General features: G+C 64.6%; 18 protein-coding genes. 8 read left to right on the top strand and 10 right to left on the bottom strand.

Features of this window, described 5'->3' with window-relative positions; translation table 11 throughout:
• The first annotated feature begins 16 nt into the window (after positions 1–16).
• Positions 17–778, top strand: coding sequence for a DeoR/GlpR family DNA-binding transcription regulator (locus RBA41_RS14815; RefSeq protein WP_099873929.1), 762 nt, complete (start codon positions 17–19; stop codon positions 776–778).
• An 83-nt stretch (positions 779–861) separates the two neighbouring features.
• Positions 862–1,926 (top strand): hypothetical protein, encoded by a 1,065-nt coding sequence (locus tag RBA41_RS14820; RefSeq protein ID WP_306624819.1) that lies wholly within the window; start codon positions 862–864, stop codon positions 1,924–1,926.
• A gap of 53 nt (positions 1,927–1,979) precedes the next feature.
• Here RBA41_RS14820 and RBA41_RS14825 read toward each other — a convergent pair whose 3' ends face one another.
• The 7 genes from RBA41_RS14825 to RBA41_RS14855 all read right to left on the bottom strand — a co-directional run bounded on the left by RBA41_RS14825 (position 1,980) and on the right by RBA41_RS14855 (position 8,438).
• Positions 1,980–2,396, bottom strand: a complete 417-nt coding sequence (locus tag RBA41_RS14825; RefSeq protein WP_306624821.1) for a gamma-butyrobetaine hydroxylase family protein — start codon at positions 2,394–2,396, stop codon at positions 1,980–1,982.
• Positions 2,393–2,815 (bottom strand): HIT family protein, encoded by a 423-nt coding sequence (locus tag RBA41_RS14830; RefSeq protein WP_306624822.1) that lies wholly within the window; start codon positions 2,813–2,815, stop codon positions 2,393–2,395. The genes RBA41_RS14825 and RBA41_RS14830 overlap by 4 nt, the downstream gene beginning before the upstream one ends.
• The gene (locus RBA41_RS14835) at positions 2,812–6,840 is read right to left on the bottom strand and encodes a DUF3683 domain-containing protein (RefSeq protein ID WP_306624824.1); all 4,029 of its coding nucleotides are present in this window, start codon (positions 6,838–6,840) and stop codon (positions 2,812–2,814) included. The genes RBA41_RS14830 and RBA41_RS14835 overlap by 4 nt, the downstream gene beginning before the upstream one ends.
• Positions 6,841–7,071: 231 nt before the next feature.
• Entirely contained in the window at positions 7,072–7,386 is a 315-nt protein-coding gene (locus RBA41_RS14840) for a LytTR family DNA-binding domain-containing protein (protein ID WP_306624825.1), read from the bottom strand.
• Positions 7,319–7,807 (bottom strand): LytR/AlgR family response regulator transcription factor, encoded by a 489-nt coding sequence (locus tag RBA41_RS14845; RefSeq protein ID WP_306624826.1) that lies wholly within the window; start codon positions 7,805–7,807, stop codon positions 7,319–7,321. Before RBA41_RS14845 ends, RBA41_RS14840 begins: the two co-directional genes overlap by 68 nt.
• Entirely contained in the window at positions 7,804–8,118 is a 315-nt protein-coding gene (locus RBA41_RS14850; RefSeq protein WP_306624827.1) for a LytS family sensor histidine kinase, read from the bottom strand. The genes RBA41_RS14845 and RBA41_RS14850 overlap by 4 nt, the downstream gene beginning before the upstream one ends.
• Entirely contained in the window at positions 8,076–8,438 is a 363-nt protein-coding gene (locus RBA41_RS14855) for a histidine kinase (protein WP_306624828.1), read from the bottom strand. Before RBA41_RS14855 ends, RBA41_RS14850 begins: the two co-directional genes overlap by 43 nt.
• Between RBA41_RS14855 and RBA41_RS14860 the strand changes: the two genes are divergently transcribed.
• Entirely contained in the window at positions 8,427–8,957 is a 531-nt protein-coding gene (locus RBA41_RS14860) for a hypothetical protein (RefSeq protein WP_306624829.1), read from the top strand. The two genes, RBA41_RS14855 and RBA41_RS14860, sit on opposite strands and share 12 nt — an antisense overlap.
• 29 nt (positions 8,958–8,986) lie before the next feature.
• Here the strand turns inward: RBA41_RS14860 and RBA41_RS14865 are convergent, their stop codons facing one another.
• On the bottom strand, positions 8,987–9,499 hold the full coding sequence (locus RBA41_RS14865) for a YqaA family protein (protein ID WP_306624830.1): 513 nt from the start codon (positions 9,497–9,499) through the stop codon (positions 8,987–8,989).
• A gap of 193 nt (positions 9,500–9,692) precedes the next feature.
• On the opposite strand from RBA41_RS14865, the gene ilvA reads away from it, so the two are divergent.
• The 5 genes from ilvA (at position 9,693) to rapZ (ending at position 15,034) form a co-directional block, all read left to right on the top strand.
• Complete coding sequence (gene ilvA, locus RBA41_RS14870; protein ID WP_099873920.1) at positions 9,693–11,228, top strand: threonine ammonia-lyase, biosynthetic; 1,536 nt, start codon at positions 9,693–9,695, stop codon at positions 11,226–11,228.
• 91 nt (positions 11,229–11,319) lie between these two features.
• Positions 11,320–12,150 carry an NADPH-dependent 7-cyano-7-deazaguanine reductase QueF gene (queF, locus tag RBA41_RS14875; protein ID WP_306624831.1) on the top strand — a complete coding sequence of 277 codons (831 nt, stop codon included), beginning with the start codon at positions 11,320–11,322 and terminating at the stop codon, positions 12,148–12,150.
• Positions 12,151–12,587: 437 nt separating this feature from the next.
• Entirely contained in the window at positions 12,588–13,070 is a 483-nt protein-coding gene (locus RBA41_RS14880) for a PTS sugar transporter subunit IIA (protein ID WP_099873918.1), read from the top strand.
• Positions 13,071–13,121: 51 nt separating this feature from the next.
• Positions 13,122–14,057 (top strand): HPr(Ser) kinase/phosphatase, encoded by a 936-nt coding sequence (gene hprK / locus RBA41_RS14885; protein WP_099873917.1) that lies wholly within the window; start codon positions 13,122–13,124, stop codon positions 14,055–14,057.
• A 113-nt stretch (positions 14,058–14,170) separates the two neighbouring features.
• Entirely contained in the window at positions 14,171–15,034 is an 864-nt protein-coding gene (gene rapZ, locus RBA41_RS14890; RefSeq protein ID WP_054265936.1) for an RNase adapter RapZ, read from the top strand.
• Positions 15,035–15,043: 9 nt separating this feature from the next.
• On the opposite strand, the gene RBA41_RS14895 is transcribed toward rapZ, so the two are convergent.
• Together RBA41_RS14895 and RBA41_RS14900 are read right to left on the bottom strand one after the other, a co-directional pair.
• Positions 15,044–17,149, bottom strand: coding sequence for a TonB-dependent receptor plug domain-containing protein (locus RBA41_RS14895; RefSeq protein ID WP_306624832.1), 2,106 nt, complete (start codon positions 17,147–17,149; stop codon positions 15,044–15,046).
• Positions 17,150–17,237: 88 nt separating this feature from the next.
• Positions 17,238–18,761: a M23/M56 family metallopeptidase gene (locus RBA41_RS14900; protein WP_306624833.1), complete on the bottom strand. Its 1,524-nt coding sequence runs from the start codon at positions 18,759–18,761 to the stop codon at positions 17,238–17,240.
• Between the last annotated feature and the right edge of the window lies 1 nt (position 18,762).

Consider the following 18,762-nt stretch of genomic DNA (forward strand, 5'->3'; position numbering starts at 1 on the left):
TTACAGGAGCCCCACGATGACGCTCAACCCACGCCAGCGGCGCATTCTCGACGCAGTGCGCCAGCAGGTAACGGTGTCGCTGGAGGCACTCGCGCAGCAGCTTGAAGTGACGCCGCAAACCGTGCGGCGCGACGTCAAGCTGATGGAAGAAGCCGGCCTGCTGGCGCGCTACCACGGCGGCGTGGGCCTGCCCTCCTCGGTCCAGAACATCGACTACAGCGACCGCCAGGTGCTCAACGTGGACGCCAAGCGCCGCATCGCCAGCGCGGTGGCGGCGCAGGTGCCGTCGCACTGTTCGCTGTTGATCAATATCGGCACCACCACCGAAGAAGTGGCGCGCGCGCTGGTGCACCACCAGGGACTGCATGTGGTGACCAACAACCTCAATGTGGCGACCATCCTGTGCGACAGCCCCGGGTGCGAAGTGATCCTGGCCGGCGGCGTGGTGCGCGGTCGCGACCGCGGCATCGTGGGCGAAACCACCATCGATTTCATCCGCCAGTTCAAGGTCGATATCGGCATTATCGGCATTTCGAGCATCGAGCCCGATGGCACCCTGCGCGACTTCGACCCGCGCGAAGTCAAGGTGGCGCAGGCGATCATCGAGCAGTCGCGCGCGGTGTGGCTGGTGGCCGATCACGACAAGTTCGGGCGCCAGGCGCTGATGCGCATGGCGCACGCCTCGCAGATCGACGTGCTGTTCACCGACGCAAAACCGCCCGAGGCACTGGCCCGGGTGCTGCGCGAGGCCAAGGTGAATGTTGTAATTGCGCAATAACGTGCTTCAACGCTGGGCTGCGGGCGGTTTTTGGGGGATGATTGGTGTTACCCTAAGCCCCCCTATTTTGTTAGCGAATGAGCATGTCGACTTTTCTGATGATCCTTGCCGTGATTGCGATCGTGGCCGGCGCCGTGGCAGCCGGCTTCTATTACCATCAGCGCAATCAATTCAGCAGGCTGGCGGGCGATTTCAAGCTGTACGCACCCTACCTGGTCGAGCAAACCGCGCGCGTACGCCTGCGCGTGCAACCGCTGGGACGTGAATATATCGGCGAGGAAGACGCCGATGCCTACGCCGAGATGAAAAAACTGTGGTCGGGGATGACCAACCACCGCATGAAACTGCTCGGCACCTTCGCGTCCGACGAAGACCAGCGCGTGTACATCATCGGCCAGCACCCGGACAACAAGATCGTCGGCCTGGTGGGCCTGCAGCGCGGCATGCGCCCGTTCGTCGAATTCATCAAATTGTCATCCAGCGGCACCGTGGGAGTGCTGAGCGGCGCTCCTGGCGCGCGCGCGCTGCGCCTTCCGACGCTGACGGTCGAACCCAATAATAAGGCGTCATGGCGTTCGGCGGTCGCAGCGTTTGCCTCGACGCCGGAAGGGCGCGCCCTCGACGTGAACAACCTGATCGTGCTGTTTGAAAAAGTGCATGCGGCGCGCATGGACCATCAGCTGGCCGCCGCCCCGACCCTGCCCCAGATCAAATCGCACGCGGCCGCCCAGGGCGCCGCCGACACCTTGCACGGACAGCAGCTCGAACATGCGCTGGAAATGAACCACGTCGCCTGGACCGAAGCCGTGCAGGTCGCGCTGCTCGATAACACCAAGCGCAAGCTCAAGCTGACGGTTGAAACCTGGGCGCGCCTGGAGCCGCAGCTGATCGTTATCCACGCGGGCATGAATGTGGATGACGTCCTCGCCAAGCTGGCGGAGTATCCATCGGTCGATGCGCTGGGCGTTCAGCTCAAGGCGCAGGAACTGGGGCCGCTGGAAATTTTCGACCAGATGAATGAGCGCCTGGCGACTGCCGACCGGCGCCGCCTGGTGCTCAAAGTGAGTTCGCCGGTGCCCGCCGCAATCTACGCGCGCGCCGGCGCGATGCAGTCGGCCGGCGTATCGCCGCAGGCGCTGGCCGCGTAAGTAAACGCTCACTTGCCCGCGCAGGAAGCGCGACCCCGCAGCCGGACGGCAGATCAGTGCTTGTGGCCGCAGCCCTTGGCCGCTGTCGGCACGCCCGGCAGCTCGGCGCCAGGCTCGCGGCCTGCGTCACCCTCGAAGCCGGCGGCGTGCAGGCGCGCCATGTAGTCGGCCCACAAGGCCTTTTGCTCGCTACCGAGCTTGTACAGGTAATCCCACGAGAACAGACCGGTGTTGTGGCCGTCCGAGAAGGTCGGCTGCACCGCGTAGTTACCCACCGGTTCGAGCGCCGTGACGCCGACATCGCGCTTGCCCAGCTGGAGCACTTCCTGCCCCTGGCCATGGCCGCGCACTTCGGCCGACGGCGAATACACGCGCAGAAGCTCGAACGGAATCGAAAAGCTGCTGCCGTCGTCGAAGGCAATATCGAGCACGCGCGATTTCTGGTGGACGGTCAATGCGGTCGGGTTCATGCTGATTTTTCCATGCGGCGCGCAATGTCAGCCGCCAGTTTCGGCAGCAGCGCGCGGCGCTCCGCCAGAATCGATTCGTCGGTCGTGCGCACCGCCGCCGTCCACACCGGATTCGGGAAGTGCGCATCGTCGGCGTAGCGCGGAATGACATGCCAGTGCAGATGCGGCGTCATGTTGCCAAGGCTGGCCACGTTGATCTTGTCGGGCTTGAGCACATCGCGCAGCGCCAGTTCCACATGCCACACAGCGTCGGTGAGCAGCAGGCGGTCGCTCGGCGCCAGGTCGGTCATTTCCTTGACATGATCGTTCCAGATCACGCGGCAAAAGCCCGGATAGGCGGCGTCGTCGACCAGGATGACCGACAGCCTGTCGTTGCGCCAGATCGGCTCGACCGCCGGTTCGCACAGTTCACACGTCATACCAGTACCCTTTCGATGCCGCCGCTGTTGGCACGGGCAACGTATTCCGGCAGCCAGTTTTCGCCCAGCTTGTGGCGCGCGATTTCGATGACGATGTAGTCGGCGGTGGTGCCGGCATCGTCGTTGTAGCGCGACAGGCCTTGCAGGCACGATGGGCAGCTGGTCAGGATCTTGACGTCGCCGCTGAAGCCATCGGCGCGCAGCTTGTCGGCGCCCTTCTCCATCTCGCCTTCCTTGCGGAAGCGCACCTGCGTGGCGATGTCGGGACGCGACACGCCGAAGGTACCGGATTCGCCGCAGCAGCGGTCGTTCTTCTCGATCTTCACGTTGTCCACCGTCGACACCAGCGCATTGACGGTCTTGACCGAATCCTGCAGCTTCATCGGATTGTGGCAAGGCTCGTGGTACATATAGCGCGTGCCGCTGACGCCTTCGAGCTTGACGCCTTTTTCGAGCAGGTACTCATGGATGTCCATGATGCGGCACCCCGGGAAGATCTTGTCGAACTCATAGGTCGCCAGCTGGTCGTAGCAGGTGCCGCACGACACCAGCACGGTCTTGATGTCGAGGTAGTTGAGCGTATTGGCCATGCGGTGGAACAGCACGCGGTTATCGGTCATCATCTTGTCAGCCTTGTCGTACTGGCCGGCGCCACGCTGCGGGTAGCCGCAGCACAGGTAACCCGGCGGCAGCACGGTTTGCACGCCGACTTCCCACAGCATCGCCTGGGTGGCCAGGCCAACCTGCGAGAACAATCGTTCCGATCCGCAGCCCGGGAAGTAGAACACGGCTTCGGTATCGGCCGTGGTCACTTTCGGATTGCGGATGATCGGGATGATCTTGTCATCTTCGATATCGAGCAGCGCGCGCGCGGTCTTCTTGGGCAGGTTGCCCGGCATTTTCTTGTTGATGAAGTGGATCACCTGCTCGCGTACCGGCGCCTTGCCGGTCGTCGGCAGCGGCGCCTTGGTCTGCTTCTTGGCGAATTTTTTCAGCACGTTGTGGCCGAAGCGCTGCGCCTTGAAACCCCAGCCGGCCATGACCTGGCGCGTGGCGTTGATGGTCACCGGGTCGGTCGCGTTCAGGAAGAACATCGCCGCCGCGTTGGCAGGCCTGAAGGTCTTCTTGTCCATCTTGCGCAGCAGGTTACGCATGTTCATCGACACGTCGCCGAAGTCGATGTTGACCGGGCATGGCGTGACGCACTTGTGGCATACGGTGCAGTGGTCGGCCACGTCCTCGAATTCTTCCCAGTGCTTGATCGAGACGCCGCGGCGGGTCTGCTCTTCGTACAGGAACGCTTCGATCAGCGAGGACGTCGCCAGGATCTTGTCGCGCGGCGAATACAGCAGGTTCGCGCGCGGCACGTGGGTGGTGCACACCGGCTTGCATTTACCGCAGCGCAGGCAATCCTTGATGCTGTTGGCGATCTCGCCGATATCGCTTTGCTGCATGATCAGCGATTCGTGGCCCATCAGGCCGAACGACGGCGTGTAGGCGTTGCGCAGGTCGGCCCCGAACTCGGGCAGGTTGAGCAGCTTGCCCTTGTTGAAACGCCCTTCCGGATCGATACGCAGCTTGTAGTCGCGGAATTCGCCGATTTCTTCTTCGGTCAGGAATTCGAGCTTGGTGATGCCGATGCCATGCTCGCCCGAGATCACGCCGTCGAGCGAGCGCGCCAGCTTCATGATGCGGCCCACGGCTTCGTGCGCATCCTGCAGCATGGCGTAGTCGTCCGAATTGACCGGCAGGTTGGTGTGCACGTTACCGTCGCCGGCATGCATGTGCAGCGCCACGAACACGCGCGAACGCAGCACCTTCTGGTGGATCGCGGCCGATTCATCGAGAATCAGTTTGTAGGCGGCGCCGTTGAAGATCTGTCGCAGTTGCGCGCGGATTTCCTGCTTCCACGAGACGCGCACGGTGCGGTCCTGGACCACGTCGAACAGGGTGGCGTCGGGCTGCTGCGCCAGGCGCTCGTCGAACACGACGTCGAGGCGCTCCATGCCGATTGCGCGCAAGGCATCGCGCGCGCCGGCCAGCGGCTGGTCGAGCTGGGCCAGCAGCCAGGTCCAGCGCGCGTGCACGGCGCCGAGCAGTTCGCTGGCTTGCTGCACGCGGTCGCCCAGCATTTCTTCGTCGCCGATCGATTCGCCGGAGGCGTCGTCGCTTTTACCGACCGGCAGATTGCCGGCGGCGAAAAACGCGCGCAGTTCGTCGGTCAGCTGCAGCTTGTTCTTGATCGACAGCTCGATGTTGATGCGCTCGATGCCGTCGGTGTATTCGCCCATGCGGCCCAGCGGAATGACCACGTCTTCGTTGATCTTGAAGGCGTTGGTATGGCGCGCAATCGCCGCGGTGCGGGCGCGGTCGAGCCAGAATTTCTTGCGCGCTTCCGGGCTGACGGCCACAAAGCCTTCGCCCACGCGGGTGTTCGCGATGCGCACCACTTCGGAGGCGGCTTGCGCCACCGCGTTCTCGTCGTCGCCGACGATGTCGCCGAACAGCGCCATCTTGGGCAGCACGCCGCGTTTCGATTTGGTGGCGTAGCCGACCGCGCGCAGATAGCGCTCATCGAGGTGTTCCAGGCCGGCCAGGCGAATGGTCGCAAACGCCGGGCCGCCCTTGGCCGGCAGGCCATCGAGGTAATCCTTGATTTCGACAATCGATGGAATCGCATCGCGCGCCTGGCCGAAGAATTCGAGGCAGACGGTGCGCGCGTACTTCGGCATCTTGTGCAAAATCCAGCGCGCCGACGTGATCAGGCCATCGCAGCCTTCTTTCTGGATGCCCGGCAGTCCGGACAGGAATTTGTCGGTGACGTCCTTGCCCAAGCCTTCCTTGCGGAAGCGCCGGCCTTCGATGACCAGCATTTCGGTCTTGAACGGCGCGTCTTTCGCTTCGCCGCGTGCGTTCGGGTGGGTCCATTCGAGCTTGAAGGTGGCGGTCGGCGCGTCGTGGATCTTCGACAGATTGTGGCCGATGCGCGTTACTTCCAGCCAGTCGCCGTTCGGGTCGACCATCTTCCACGACGCCAGGTTGTCGAGCGCGGTGCCCCACAACACAGCCTTTTTGCCGCCGGCGTTCATTGCGACATTGCCGCCGATGCAGGAGGCTTCGGCCGATGTAGGGTCGACCGCGAACACGAAGCCGGCCTTTTCGGCGGCGTCGGAAACGCGCTTGGTGACCACGCCGGCGCCCGAATGAATGGTCGCGTATTCGTGGTCCACGCCGGGCAGCATGGTCATTTCGACTTCGCCCAGGGTGATCAGTTTTTCAGTGTTGATGACGGCCGACATGGGCGTGAGCGGAATGGCGCCGCCCGTGTAGCCGGTTCCTCCGCCACGCGGAATGATGGTCAGTCCGAGCTCGATGCAGCCCTTGACCAGGCCCGCCATTTCATCTTCGGTGTCGGGCGTGAGCACCACGAACGGATACTCGACGCGCCAGTCGGTGGCATCGGTCACGTGGGCGACGCGTTTCATGCCGTCGAAGCAGATATTGTGCTTTTCGGTGTAGCGGCCCAGCACCTTGGTGGTGCGCTTGCGCAGGTCCCAGGTCTGGCGGAATTCGTTGCCGAAGTCTTCGACGGCCTTGGACGCCGCCTTGAGCAGCTTTTCCACGTTGGCGCTGCGCGCGCGCGCGACTTCGCCGGTCGGGTCGTCGCCCTCCAGCGCGTCGACGCTGGTGCGGCGTTTGTCCACTTCGGCCAGGCGGTGATGCAGTGCGTCGATCAGTTCCTGGCGCCGCTTCGGGTTGTCCAGCATGTCGTCCTGCAAATACGGGTTGCGCCGCACCACCCAGATATCGCCCAGCACCTCGTACAGCATGCGCGCCGAGCGCCCGGTCTGACGCGAACCGCGTAATTCGTCGAGCAGCTCCCAGGACGACTCGCCCAGCAGACGGATCACGATTTCGCGGTCCGAAAACGAGGTGTAGTTATAAGGGATTTCGCGCAGGCGGGTCGCGGCGTGACCGTTTGGCGTTTCGGCCAGAAGTGCTTGGATTTGTGCGGGGGCGTTCATGTATTGGTGGACTATGTGGACTGACCCTAAGGAAGTTCATTCTAGCGTATTGCGCTGCACAACGCAGGAACAGCCTTCGCTTTTGCAAGGGCTACAGGGGGAAAGCGCACAAACAAATCGATGGCGATTTGAGAAATCGACAAGAGTTTTTGGATTTAACGCCACCCTCCACCGATCAAAATTCAGCCGGAATCAAAATTTCCTCAACAAAATACTGAATCACCCGCCGCGTCAGCGCTCGCGCATCGCCGCGCGCAGGGCATCGACATAGCGTTCGCTGACGGCGACGTGTGCGCCCGAGCGCAGGGTCAGGCGCCAGGCGCCATCGCCCACCACGTCCAGATTGGCGGCCTGGCTGGTGCGCACCACTGCGCCGCGGTGGACGCGCAGGAAGCGGGCCGGATCGAGATGGCCCAGCAGGCGGCTCAGGGGCAGCCGGTGCATCACGCTGCGCGTGCCCAGGTGCAGGCTGACGTAATTACCGCAGGTTTCGATCCAGTCGACGTCGGCCAGCTGAATGCATTCGATGCGGCCGACCGAGCGCACGCTCACCTGCCGCCAGTACCGCTCCGGTGTGCCGGGAGGCCCGGCGCTGGCGCAGTTCCAGCATCGATTCGGCACGCGCCAGCGCAGTGGCGAGGCGCGCATCGTGCACGGGTTTGAGCAGGTAGTCGAGGGCGTGCACCTCGGAGGCGTCGAGCGCAAAGGCGTTATGCGCGGTGACGAAAATGACCAGCGGCGGGTTGGCCAGGCCGGCCAGCGCGCGCGCCAGCACCATGCCGGAGTTGCCCGGCATCTGGATATCGAGGAAAACGACGTCGACGTCCTGCGATGCGATGAACGCCTGGGCCGCGGCCACGCTGGGACATTCGCCGGCCACCTGCCAGCGCGGGTGGTCGGCCAGGGCGTAGCGCAGGTTGACGCGGCCCGGTTCCTCGTCGTCGACGATCAGCGCGCGCACCATCATGTGTCCGGCGCATGCAGCGGCATGCGGATATCGACCACGAAGCGGCCGTCGTTCAGGCCCGTTTGCAGCGAGGCGCTGTCGCCGTAGGCCAGTTGAAGGCGCGCGCGGGTATGGCGCAGGCCCATCCCGAGGCCGGGATTGGCCGAGCGGGCCTCGCCGGCGGGGTTCGATACGTGGATTGTCAGGCGATCCGTGGTTGCGGCAAAGGCGACCCGGATATCGCTCGGGCGGTCGTGGCAGTCCAGGTCATGGCGCAGCGCGTTTTCGATCAGCGGCAGCAGCAGCAGCGGCGGCAGGTCGCCGGCCAGCACGCCTCGCTGTCGCCTTCGACGCTGACCTGCAGGCGCGCACCGTAGCGCAGGCGCTGCAAGGCCAGGTAGTCGTCAAGGAACTGGCGCTCTTCGCGCACGCCGACGTGATCGCGCGCACTCGCTTCCAGCGCATAGCGCAGCAAGGCACTCAGGTGGTTGATGCCGTCCAGCGCCACGCGCTTGTCGTCCGAGCGCACCAGCGCGCTGATGGCGTTCAGGGCGTTGAAGAGGAAGTGCGGTTCCAGCTGGCCGCGCAGCGCCAGCAAGCGTTGCTGCTCCAGTTCCAGGCGCAGGTTCAGATTGTCGCTTTGAGAGCGCATCCAGGCCTGTTCGCGCCGGCGGCCTTCACGCCAGCTGCACGCGGCCACCACGGCCACGAACGTAAACGTCACCCACACCAGCTCCCGCTGCGCAGCGTGCTGCCGTCGGCGCCGGACATGGACCTGCGCGCCAACGCCGCGCGCAACTGGTCGCGGCTGGACGCGGTGCCGGGGCCGGACAACCGCCTTGGCGACCAGGCGCGCGTCACAGCCAATATCGGCATCGATGCGCGCATCGGGGCGCAGTACACGCTCGGGATGAACCTGAATCTGCAATACGGCGGGGCGACGCAAATGAGCCGCTATCTGCGCAGCGATACGGGGCCGGTACGCGTGCTCGATGTGGTTGGGGTGTGGAAGGCGGGGGCAAACACGCAGCTGCGTTTGTCGGTGGCGAACGCGCTGCACCGCGACCGCAGGAGCGGCAGCGCGTATGCCGATGCTGACGGCAGCAACACGCGCGCGGGGCGCGCATCGACGGCGGCGGTGGTGCGGATGGTGCTGGAGACGAGCCTCTGACCGCCGTCGTTGTGCGCGGTGGAGGAACCTTAAAACAGCATGTGCCAGAAATTGGACAAGGTCGCGCCGAGCCCCTTCCAGAAAGTATCCGGCACATACAGCAGCGCGGTGGTCATGGTCAGGTAGCGCATGAATTTGCCGATCGCCATATAGCCGAGACTCGGCCAGAACGGCAAATGCAGCCACCCGCCCAGCGTGCACAGCGGATCGCCAATTCCGGGCACCCACGACAGCAGCATGGTTTTGGCGCCGTAGCGCGCCAGCCAGGCGAACCAGCGCGATTTGCGCTCTTTCGCAAACGCGACCTTGGCGCGGTAGCCGATGAAGTAGTCGAGCGCCCCGCCCAGGGTGTTGCCCAGGGTCGCCACCAGGATGGCGGGCCAGAACATGGCCGGATTGGCCTTGATGACGGCGAACACGGCCGGCTCGGACCCGAGCGGCACCAGCGTGGCCGACACGAACGCAATCACGAAGACCGAGCTGAGCCCGACCGCGGGAGCGGCCAGCAATTTGAGCAGCCAGAGGACAGCGGATTCGATCATGGAGGCACTTTGATGACTGCTGAAGCCGTCCATTATAATGAGGAAAAACTATTGCAACGACACGATACGCCGGGCCCGTCATCCGGTACCGCGCATCGCACTGCAAGCCTCGGTCATCCGCCGACAACACAGTCCAGCGTCAACAGCATCGCGTTCCGGATTTTCCGGCCCAGAATCACTTTGTTTGCAGACTATGACTATCGACTACCTCAAGAAAATCCTGACCGCCCGCGTCTATGACGTCGCCACCGAAACGCCGCTCGAATTCGCGCCGATCCTGTCGCAGCGCATGGAGAACCGCATTTACTTCAAGCGTGAAGACATGCAGAGCGTGTTCAGTTTCAAGCTGCGGGGCGCGTACAACAAGATGGCCAACCTGGCCCCGGCGCAGCTCAAGCGCGGCGTGATCTGCGCGTCGGCCGGCAATCATGCGCAGGGCGTGGCCCTGTCGGCGGCCAAGACGGGCTGCCGCGCGGTGATCGTCATGCCGACCACCACGCCGAGCGTGAAGGTCGATGCGGTCAAGGCCTTCGGCGGAACCAATGTGGAAGTGATTTTGCATGGCGACTCGTACACCGACGCCTATAACTTCGCGCTCACGCTCGAAAAAGAGCAGAAGCTCGCCTTTGTGCACCCGTTCGACGATCCGGACGTCATTGCCGGCCAGGGCACGGTGGGCATGGAGATTTTGCGCCAGCATTCGGGCCCGATCCATGCGATCTTCGTGGCCATTGGCGGCGGGGGCCTGATCGGCGGGGTTGCGGCATACGTCAAGCAGATCCGCCCGGACATCAAGATCATCGGCGTGCAGTCGACCGATTCGGACGCGATGGCGCGCAGCCTGAAAGCCGGCGAGCGCGTGACCCTGCCCGATGTGGGCCTGTTCGCCGACGGCACCGCGGTGCGCCTGGTGGGCGAAGAGACCTTCCGCCTGGCGCAGCAGTATGTGGACGAGATCATCCTGGTCGATACCGATGCGATCTGCGCCGCGATCAAGGACGTGTTCCAGGACACGCGCTCGATCCTGGAGCCATCCGGCGCGCTGGCGGTGGCCGGCGCCAAGGCGTACATCGAGCGTTCGGCGATGAGCAAGAACCCGGTGCGCGGCGAGACGCTGGTGGCGATTGCCTGCGGCGCGAACATGAACTTCGACCGCCTGCGTTTCGTGGCCGAACGCGCGGAGCTGGGCGAAGCGCGCGAGGCGGTGTTCGCGGTGACCATTCCCGAGCAGCGCGGCAGCTTCAAGCGCTTTTGCGCGCTGATCGGACCGCGCAATGTGACCGAATTTAACTATCGGGTCAGCGATGCGGCCCAGGCGCACGTGTTCGTGGGTGTGCAGATCGCCAGCCGCGGCGAGTCCGGCGTGCTGGCGCGGACCTTCGAGCAGAGCGACTTCAAGACGCTCGATCTGACGCACGATGAGCTGGCCAAGCTGCACATCCGCCATTTGGTTGGCGGCAAGAGTGCGTTGGCCCATGACGAACTGCTGTATCGTTTCGAATTCCCCGAGCGTCCGGGCGCGCTGATGCGCTTCCTCGACAGCATGGCGCCGAACTGGAATATCTCGCTGTTCCATTACCGCAATCAAGGCGGCGATGTCGGACGCATTCTGGTGGGACTGCAAGTGCCGGTCGAGGAAATGGAGGAGTTCCGCCTGTTCCTCACCACGCTCGGATACCGTCATTGGGATGAGAGTGCCAATCCGGTGTATAAGATGTTTTTGGGGTGATGCCAATACCCTCGCTGACCTGATCGCCGTCGCCCCCGCCGAGTGCCGCCCTGGCGCGGGAGCGACGGTGCTTGAATTTGACTGAATCGATATGACCAACACCGCCGATCTATCCCCCCTGGGCAAAACCTCCGCCTACCAAACCCAATACGCGCCGGACCTGCTGTTCCCGATCCCGCGCCAGGGCAAGCGCGATGAACTCCAGCTCACCGGCACCCTGCCCTTCTTCGGCGTCGATATCTGGAACGCCTACGAAATCTCGTGGCTGAACATGCGCGGCAAACCCCAGGTGGCGATTGCCACGATCACGGTGCCGGCCGATTCGCCCAACATCGTCGAATCGAAATCGTTCAAGCTGTATTTGAATTCGTTCAACCAGACGCGCCTGTCCAACAGCGACGCCTTGCTGGCCCTGCTGCGCGAAGACCTGGCCGGCGGCTTCGGCGCGCCGGTCCACATCACCCTGATCGAGCCGCACGCCTTCGACACCGTCAAAATGGGCGAACTCGATGGCATGCTGCTGGACCGCCTGGACGTCGAGATCGACCACTACTCGCCCTCTCCCGCCCTGCTCACGGCCGCGACGGACGGCGCGCCGGTCGAGGAAAAGCTGGTCTCGCACCTGCTCAAATCGAACTGCCTGGTCACCGGCCAGCCGGACTGGGCCAGCGTGCAGATTCATTACGTGGGCCCGCAGATCGAACAGGGAGGCTTGCTGAAATACCTGATCGGATTTCGCGAGCACAATGAATTCCACGAACAATGTGTGGAGCGCATTTTTACCGACATCCTGCGCCAGTGCGCGCCGCAAAAACTGGCCGTGTACGCCCGCTATACCCGGCGTGGCGGGCTCGACATCAATCCATGGCGCAGCAACTTCAGCTCGGGCCGTCCGCCCAATCTGCGCACGGCCCGCCAATGACGTTTGAGGCAGCGCAAGGGGCCCGCTTTCCCCTGCGCGCACGCTTGACGGCATTGCCATGCGGGAATACCTTGGTCGGTAAGGGAACGAGTGTGCTTTTCGGGCGACAGACAATGGCCACCAACTTTATAATAAAACAACAGGCGCCGGTGCAGATGTGGCGCTGAAAAAACGGGCAGCAAGCACAGGAAAAATGGCGAACTGCGTTAAGGACCAGCATTTGTGTGCAAAATCTTCAATTTCGTGGCGGAAATTCAAATTTTCAGCCACCCGGCCCGATAGCATGATGTTCGGCTTGTATGAATCGCTATTCAACTTGCGAAATGTCAATGCAGACTTGACATGAATCGACGACGAATTACGATTACACGACTGTAAAACAGGCCTATAATTCTGGCTCGCAAGCACCCTTGTGCATCGCACCAATACTCAGCGTTATGACAAACCTTAGCAAAATTTTATCGCTCGAGAACGTGTTGCTTGATCTCGAAGTTTCCAGCAAGAAGCGCGCTTTCGAGCAAGCCGGGCTGATCTTCGAGAACAACTGCGGAATTGCCCGCTCGACCGTTTCCGACAACCTGTTTGCGCGCGAGCGCCTCGGCTCAACCGGGCTCGGCCATGGAGTGGCGGTGCCGCACGGCCGCATCAAGGGCAGCAAGAGCCTCAAGTCGCCCCTGGCCGCTTTCGTGCGCCTGCTCGAACCGATTCCGTTCGAGTCGCCCGACGGCCAGCCGGTCAACCTGCTGTTCTTCCTGCTCATTCCCGACCACGTGACCCAGCAGCACCTTGAGATTTTGTCCGAGATCGCCGAGATGTTTTCCGACGACGGTTTCCGTACAGCGCTGGCGACCGATCCGGACCCCAAATCGGTTCACTCGCGCATCATCAATTGGCAACCAAGCCTGCAAGCACTGGGTTAAACTTCAGGATGCCGGGCGCGTTGGCGCCCTCACTTTTCTGAAGACCCGTTCATGCTGCAAACTCCGCTGACCATCCAACGGCTGTACGACGACAATCGCGAAAGTCTGCAGCTGGGCTGGTTCGCCGGCTTTCCGGGCGGCGAGCGCCTCATTTCGGGCGACGTCGCCTCCGCCGCCGACCAGGTCGGCCACCTGAACCTGATCCACCCGGGCCGCATCCAGGTATTCGGGCATCAGGAACTGACGTATTACCACCGTCTCAAATCCGGCTCGCGCAGCCACGTCATCGGCGAGCTCATTGCCGGCGGGCCGCCGGCGCTGATCATCGCGCAGGGCCTCGATACGCCGCCCGACATTCTGGCCATCTGCGACGAGCAGAATATCCCCCTGTTTTCCACGCCGCTGCCGGCCGCGCAGGTGATCGACTTCCTGCGCGTGTACCTGTCCAAGAAGCTCGCGCAGCGCATCATCATGCATGGCGTGTTCATGGACGTGCTGGGCGTGGGCGTGCTCATTACCGGCGACTCGGGCCTGGGCAAGAGCGAGCTGGGACTGGAACTCATTTCGCGCAGCCACGGCCTGGTGGCCGACGATGCGGTGGAGTTTTCGCGCATCGCGCCGAACATGATCGAAGGACGCTGCCCGGCGCTGCTGCAAAACCTGCTGGAAGTGCGCGGCCTGGGACTGCTGGATATCAAGGCGATCTTCGGCGAGACGGCCGTGCGGCGCAAGATGCGCCTCAAGCTGATTGTCCATCTCGTGCGCCGCAGTGCGCTGGAAGAAGAAGTCGAGCGCCTGCCGTTCTTGTTTCCGACCGAAGATGTATTAGGGCTGCCGATTCGCAAAGTCGTCATCCCCGTGGCAGCCGGCCGCAACATCGCGGTACTGCTTGAAGCGGCGGTGCGCAATACGATTCTTCAACTGCGTGGCATCGACACGCTGCAAGAATTCATGGAGCGCCAGCGCCTGGCGATGAGCAGCGATTAAACCTGTCTGTTCGCACAGGTAGCCCCCGGGACCGTTGTAAAATCTCTGTTGCCTCTTGAGAATCATGCATAGTGCCTAAGCAAACCCCACCCGCTTGGGGTATCATCGGGCCTATGCGCATCGTACTCATCACAGGTATTTCCGGATCGGGCAAATCGGTCGCCCTCAACGTTCTTGAAGACGCGGGCTACTACTGCGTCGACAACCTTCCGCCAGCCTTGTTACCGAGCCTGATCGACGCGCTGATCGCGGACGGCACTGCCTGCGCCGCCGTTGCGGTCGATGCGCGCAGCGCCCAGTCGCTGGTCGAACTGCCCACCAACATCCGTTTGCTGAAAGACCAGGGCCACGATATCAAGGTCATGTTCCTGACCTCGAACACGCACTCGCTGGTGGCGCGCTTTTCCGAAACGCGGCGCAGCCATCCGCTGTCGCACCAGCTGCGCCCCGACGAAAATCCGGCCTCGCGCCGCACCCTGATCGAATGCATTCTCGAAGAGCGCGAGCGCCTGTCCGCCATCGAGCAGCTTGGCCACGTGATCGACACGTCCGACCTGTCGGCCAACAAGCTGCGCGCGTGGATCAAGGAACTGGTCGAGATCGAGCGCGCGCCGCTCACGCTCTTCTTCGAATCGTTCGCCTTCAAACTGGGCGTGCCGCTCGACGCCGACTTCGTGTTCGACGTGCGCGCCCTGCCCAATCCCTACTACGACCTGACCTTGCGCCCCCTCACCGGCATGGACGCGCCGGTGATCGCTTTTCTCGACGCCCAGCCCAGCGCGGCCGAGCTGCTGGAAGATATCCGCGCCTTTGTCGAGAAGTGGCTGCCGTCGTTCAAGACCGACAACCGCAGCTACCTGACCGTGGCGCTGGGATGCACGGGCGGGCAGCATCGCTCGGTGTACATGGCCGAGCGCCTCGCCGCTTACTTCAGCCCGACCGAACGGGTCGTGCTCAGGCACCGCGAACAGTCCTGATCGGCCGGCTCATTTGGGCCGTTCAACATCATGCTCGAACGTGATGCGCAGCGCAGCGCCGGGCGTCAGCTCGCGCCTGGTGGAGCGCATGGCGCCGGCGCTGCCATGGTCCGATTGCGATACGTTTGAACGCCGCAGCACATTGGTCAGCCCGACCCGCAAGCGCGTCTGCTTGCCCGCTCCCCACAAGGCATGCATATCCAGCAAGCGCGTGCCGCCGGTCGATTCGCGCCATACGGGCGAGTAGCGCGTCACCGCACCGCGCGCATACGTGAAGCTCGCTCCCACCGTCAGCGCGGCGCGCACATCGATGCCAAGGCTGGCCGTGAGCGGCGCCTGCTCCGCCAGCCGGTTGTGCGGCCCCTGGACCTTGTCGATGCGCGACCAGTTGCGCGCCACGTTGCCGTTCAACGCCGCGCGCGCAAAACCGGGCAGCGGCAGCTTCGCTTCCAGCGCAATGCCGCGCGCGCTCGCCAGGCCCTGGTTGGCCGGGGTCGATACCCAGTCCACGCCATCCTGGAACAGCCGTGTGACCGTCACGTCGTCGATGCGGCGCACGTAGGCGCTGGCGGCCAGCAGGCCATCCTTGCCGACCTGGCGGTCGTAGCCAACATCGAGGCCCCAGGCTTTTTCGGGCCGCAGCGCGGGATTGCCCTCGCTATGCGGATTGGTGGCGCTGTTGTTGTTGTCGACCGTATAGCGGCGCGGAATCAGGCTGCCCATGGTGGGCGCCTTGTAGGTGCGGGCCAGCCCGGCGCGCAGCTGATGGCCCGCGGCCGGCTTGTACAGTGCCTGCAGCACCGGTGCGGGGATCACGCTGCGCTGGCGCACCGCCGCCACGCCGGCTTCGGCCACCGAGGTGCGCAGCGTTTCCCAGCGCAGGCCGGCCGAGAGCGACCACGCGGGGGTGATCTCCCAGCCATCCTGCGCGAACACGCCAAGCCGGTCGATGATGCCGTGATAGCGGTGATCGGTCAAAAGCGGCGCCTGGTCGAAGCTATCGCGCTCGCTGCCCACGCGGGTCTGGCTGCGCGTGGTGTGCGCGCCATCCCAGCCGGCGGTGAGCGTGTGGCCGCCGCCCACGGGCCGGGTCCAGGTGGCACCCGCGTGGTAGCCGCCTTCGCGCAGGTCGGACGTGACCAGGTTGAGCGCGGGCGCGCGCCGGCCGTCGATCATGTCGCCGAACTCGAAATCGCTCTTGCGCCGGCTGCGGTGAATGCCGCTTCTGGCATCGATGCGCGCACCCTCGCCCAGGCTGCGCGTCCACTCCAGATCGGCGCGCAGCCACATTGCCATCATGTCGAACACCGCCGCGCGCTGCGGATGCAGGGTCGGCGTGCCGACCAGCGTGGTCTCCTTGGCCCATGCGCCGGTCGCGCGCCGGCTGTTGCTCAGAAAAGCCTGCAAGCCGAGCGTGTCGCCGTTGGCGAGCTTCCAGTTGGCGCGCGGGGACAGGCTCACCAGGCGCGTGGTGTTGTCTTCGTTCAGGCGCGTTTCACGGCGCAGGCCAGGCGCCGTTTCTTCCTCGCGCGATGGGGCGGATACGGGCGAATACGACAGGCTCACCGGAACCGAATACGAAAACGCATTGTCCTTGCCGCTCAATTCTCCGCCCAGGCTGGGCGAGCGCCGGCCATGCTGCGTGTCCACCCCCGCCTTGACGGTGGCGCGCAGGCGCGTGGCCGACTTGCGCAGCACGATGTTGACGCTGCCGGCGATGGCCTGCATGCTCGTCGCCGCCGACGCGCCGCGCGCAATCTCGACCCGTTCGATCAGTTCCGGCGCCAGCGATTCGAGCGAGAAGCCGGCCGGCGCGGCCACGCCGTTGAGCAGCACCTGCGTGTAGCCGTTGCCCAGGCCGCGCAGGCGGATATCGCTGGTGCGCCCTCCACCGTCGCCGATGGTGATGCCGGGGACGCGCTTGAGGGCGTCGCCGAGCGAACGGTCGCCGTGGCGCATCAGCTCTTCGCGCCCGACCACCAGGCTGGCGGCGGTTTCCTCGCGGCGCTGGTCGTAGCGGACACCCGCAATCTCGATTGTGGGAAGGACGTCGCCGGCCAGCGCAGGTAGGGATAAAGCCAGCGCGCAGGCGCAGGCATACGGACGGATCTGCATGGGTTTCCTTGAATGGTGTGCAGGGACGAGCGCGGTCCCGCAGCGCTGCTGCGCCGCACGGGAAACCGCGCTTGACCGAAGGGGGTGGTTAGGGTTTGGCGGGACGCTTGCGCAGCGCCTGGGAGGTTGCGTAGGCGTCGAGGGACGTCAGCATCTGCTGCGGATCGATGCGCTCGCCGTTGCGAAAGGCTTCCAGATGCAGGTGGGGACCGGTGACCTTGCCGGTTTCGCCGGCCAGGCCGATCATGTCGCCGGCGCGCACCACCTGGCCCGGCTGCACCGAGCGCACGCTCAGGTGGGCGTACAGCGAACGCACGCCGTTGGCGTGTTCGATCAGGACCACGTCGCCGTACTGCGGCCCGCCCTCGTACTGCGCGCTTGAGGTGACAACGGTGCCGCTTGCCGCGGCCAATACCGGGGTGCCGGTGCGGGCGGCGAAGTCGATGCCGTGATGGCCGCCTTCCAGGTTCTTGCGCGCGGCGCCGTAAAAACTGGTGACGCGCACGCGGTCGAGCGGCATCTGCCACTGCTGCGGCGCGCTGGCGATGGTGGCCGATGCCGCTGGCGCGGTCGATTCCGGTGCGCGCCAGGCAAACGCCGGCTGCAGGAACAGGCTTGCGCCCAGCACCGACACCAGCGCGCCGGCCACCGCGGCCTTGCCCGGCAAGCCAGGCGCGCGCAATCCCTGCTCGCGGATCAGGTTCACCCTGGCGCGCAGCGACGCGGCGTTCCCGTCGCCGAAGGCGATGCTGGCCGCAGGCGCGCCGAAGCTGTCCTGCTGTACCTTGAGCTGGGCCACCAGGGCGGCCGCATACTGCTTGCGCTGCTGGGTGGGACGGCCGGCCAGCACGGCGCGGTCGCACCCCAGTTCCTGCGCCCAGTTCAGGCGCCGGGTCAGCACCGCCAGCAGGGGATTGAACCAGAACAGCGTTTGCAGCAGCATGCCCGTGTGCAGCCACAAGGGATCGCGGCGCTGCCAGTGGGTCAGTTCGTGGGCCACGATCAGGCGCTGCTGCTCCTCGCTGAAGCTGCGCAGATGGCGCGGCAGCAGCAGGTGCGGCCGCGCGAGACCGGTCAGCATGGGCGAGATGGCGGCATCGGTTTCGGACACGCGCAGGCCGCGCCGCAGCAGCGCAGCCACCGGCTCGGCGCCAAATCCCGCGTGCTGCGCCAGCGCCGCGGCGTCGAGCGGGCGCGCGCTGGCCAGCAAGGCGCGCAGGCCGCGCTGCGCATGCATCCAGCGCGCCCCGGCCGCCAGCAGGCCGGCCGCGTACAGCGCCAGCCAGGCTTGCGCGAGCAGTTCGATGGCGTCGATGTCGTCTTCGGCGCCATCGGCCTCGCCGGCGCCGGAGTACTGCAGCGGCGCCGGGGCTGAGGCCACGGCGCGTTCGATCTCGATGGCCGGCAGCACGCTGTAGCTGGCGCTGTGCGGCAGCAGCGCCAGCGCGAAGGCGCATGCAATGGCCGCCTGCGACCAGAGCCACACCGAGCGGTGCCCGGCCAGCACCGGCCACACGCGCGTCGCGAGCGAGAGCAGCGCCAGGATGATGGCGGCCGCAATGCCGCAGGTGATGCTCGCTTTAAGGAAGGGAAAGGCGATCGCGTCAAACATG

It is taken from the genome of Massilia scottii (assembly GCF_030846495.1).
Classification (GTDB): Bacteria; Pseudomonadota; Gammaproteobacteria; order Burkholderiales; family Burkholderiaceae_D; genus Telluria_A; species Telluria_A violaceinigra.

Bases quoted from the DNA above. Each gene is read 5' to 3' on its own strand.
- RBA41_RS14815 (WP_099873929.1), top strand. From the start codon at position 17: ATGACGCTCAACCCACGCCAGCGGCGCATTCTCGACGCAGTGCGCCAG.
- RBA41_RS14820 (WP_306624819.1), top strand. From the start codon at position 862: ATGTCGACTTTTCTGATGATCCTTGCCGTGATTGCGATCGTGGCCGGC.
- RBA41_RS14825 (WP_306624821.1), bottom strand. From the start codon at position 2,396: ATGAACCCGACCGCATTGACCGTCCACCAGAAATCGCGCGTGCTCGAT.
- RBA41_RS14830 (WP_306624822.1), bottom strand. From the start codon at position 2,815: ATGACGTGTGAACTGTGCGAACCGGCGGTCGAGCCGATCTGGCGCAAC.
- RBA41_RS14835 (WP_306624824.1), bottom strand. From the start codon at position 6,840: ATGAACGCCCCCGCACAAATCCAAGCACTTCTGGCCGAAACGCCAAAC.
- RBA41_RS14845 (WP_306624826.1), bottom strand. From the start codon at position 7,807: ATGATGGTGCGCGCGCTGATCGTCGACGACGAGGAACCGGGCCGCGTC.
- RBA41_RS14855 (WP_306624828.1), bottom strand. From the start codon at position 8,438: ATGCGCTCTCAAAGCGACAATCTGAACCTGCGCCTGGAACTGGAGCAG.
- RBA41_RS14865 (WP_306624830.1), bottom strand. From the start codon at position 9,499: ATGATCGAATCCGCTGTCCTCTGGCTGCTCAAATTGCTGGCCGCTCCC.
- ilvA (WP_099873920.1), top strand. From the start codon at position 9,693: ATGACTATCGACTACCTCAAGAAAATCCTGACCGCCCGCGTCTATGAC.
- queF (WP_306624831.1), top strand. From the start codon at position 11,320: ATGACCAACACCGCCGATCTATCCCCCCTGGGCAAAACCTCCGCCTAC.
- RBA41_RS14880 (WP_099873918.1), top strand. From the start codon at position 12,588: ATGACAAACCTTAGCAAAATTTTATCGCTCGAGAACGTGTTGCTTGAT.
- hprK (WP_099873917.1), top strand. From the start codon at position 13,122: ATGCTGCAAACTCCGCTGACCATCCAACGGCTGTACGACGACAATCGC.
- rapZ (WP_054265936.1), top strand. From the start codon at position 14,171: ATGCGCATCGTACTCATCACAGGTATTTCCGGATCGGGCAAATCGGTC.
- RBA41_RS14895 (WP_306624832.1), bottom strand. From the start codon at position 17,149: ATGCAGATCCGTCCGTATGCCTGCGCCTGCGCGCTGGCTTTATCCCTA.
- RBA41_RS14900 (WP_306624833.1), bottom strand. From the start codon at position 18,761: ATGTTTGACGCGATCGCCTTTCCCTTCCTTAAAGCGAGCATCACCTGC.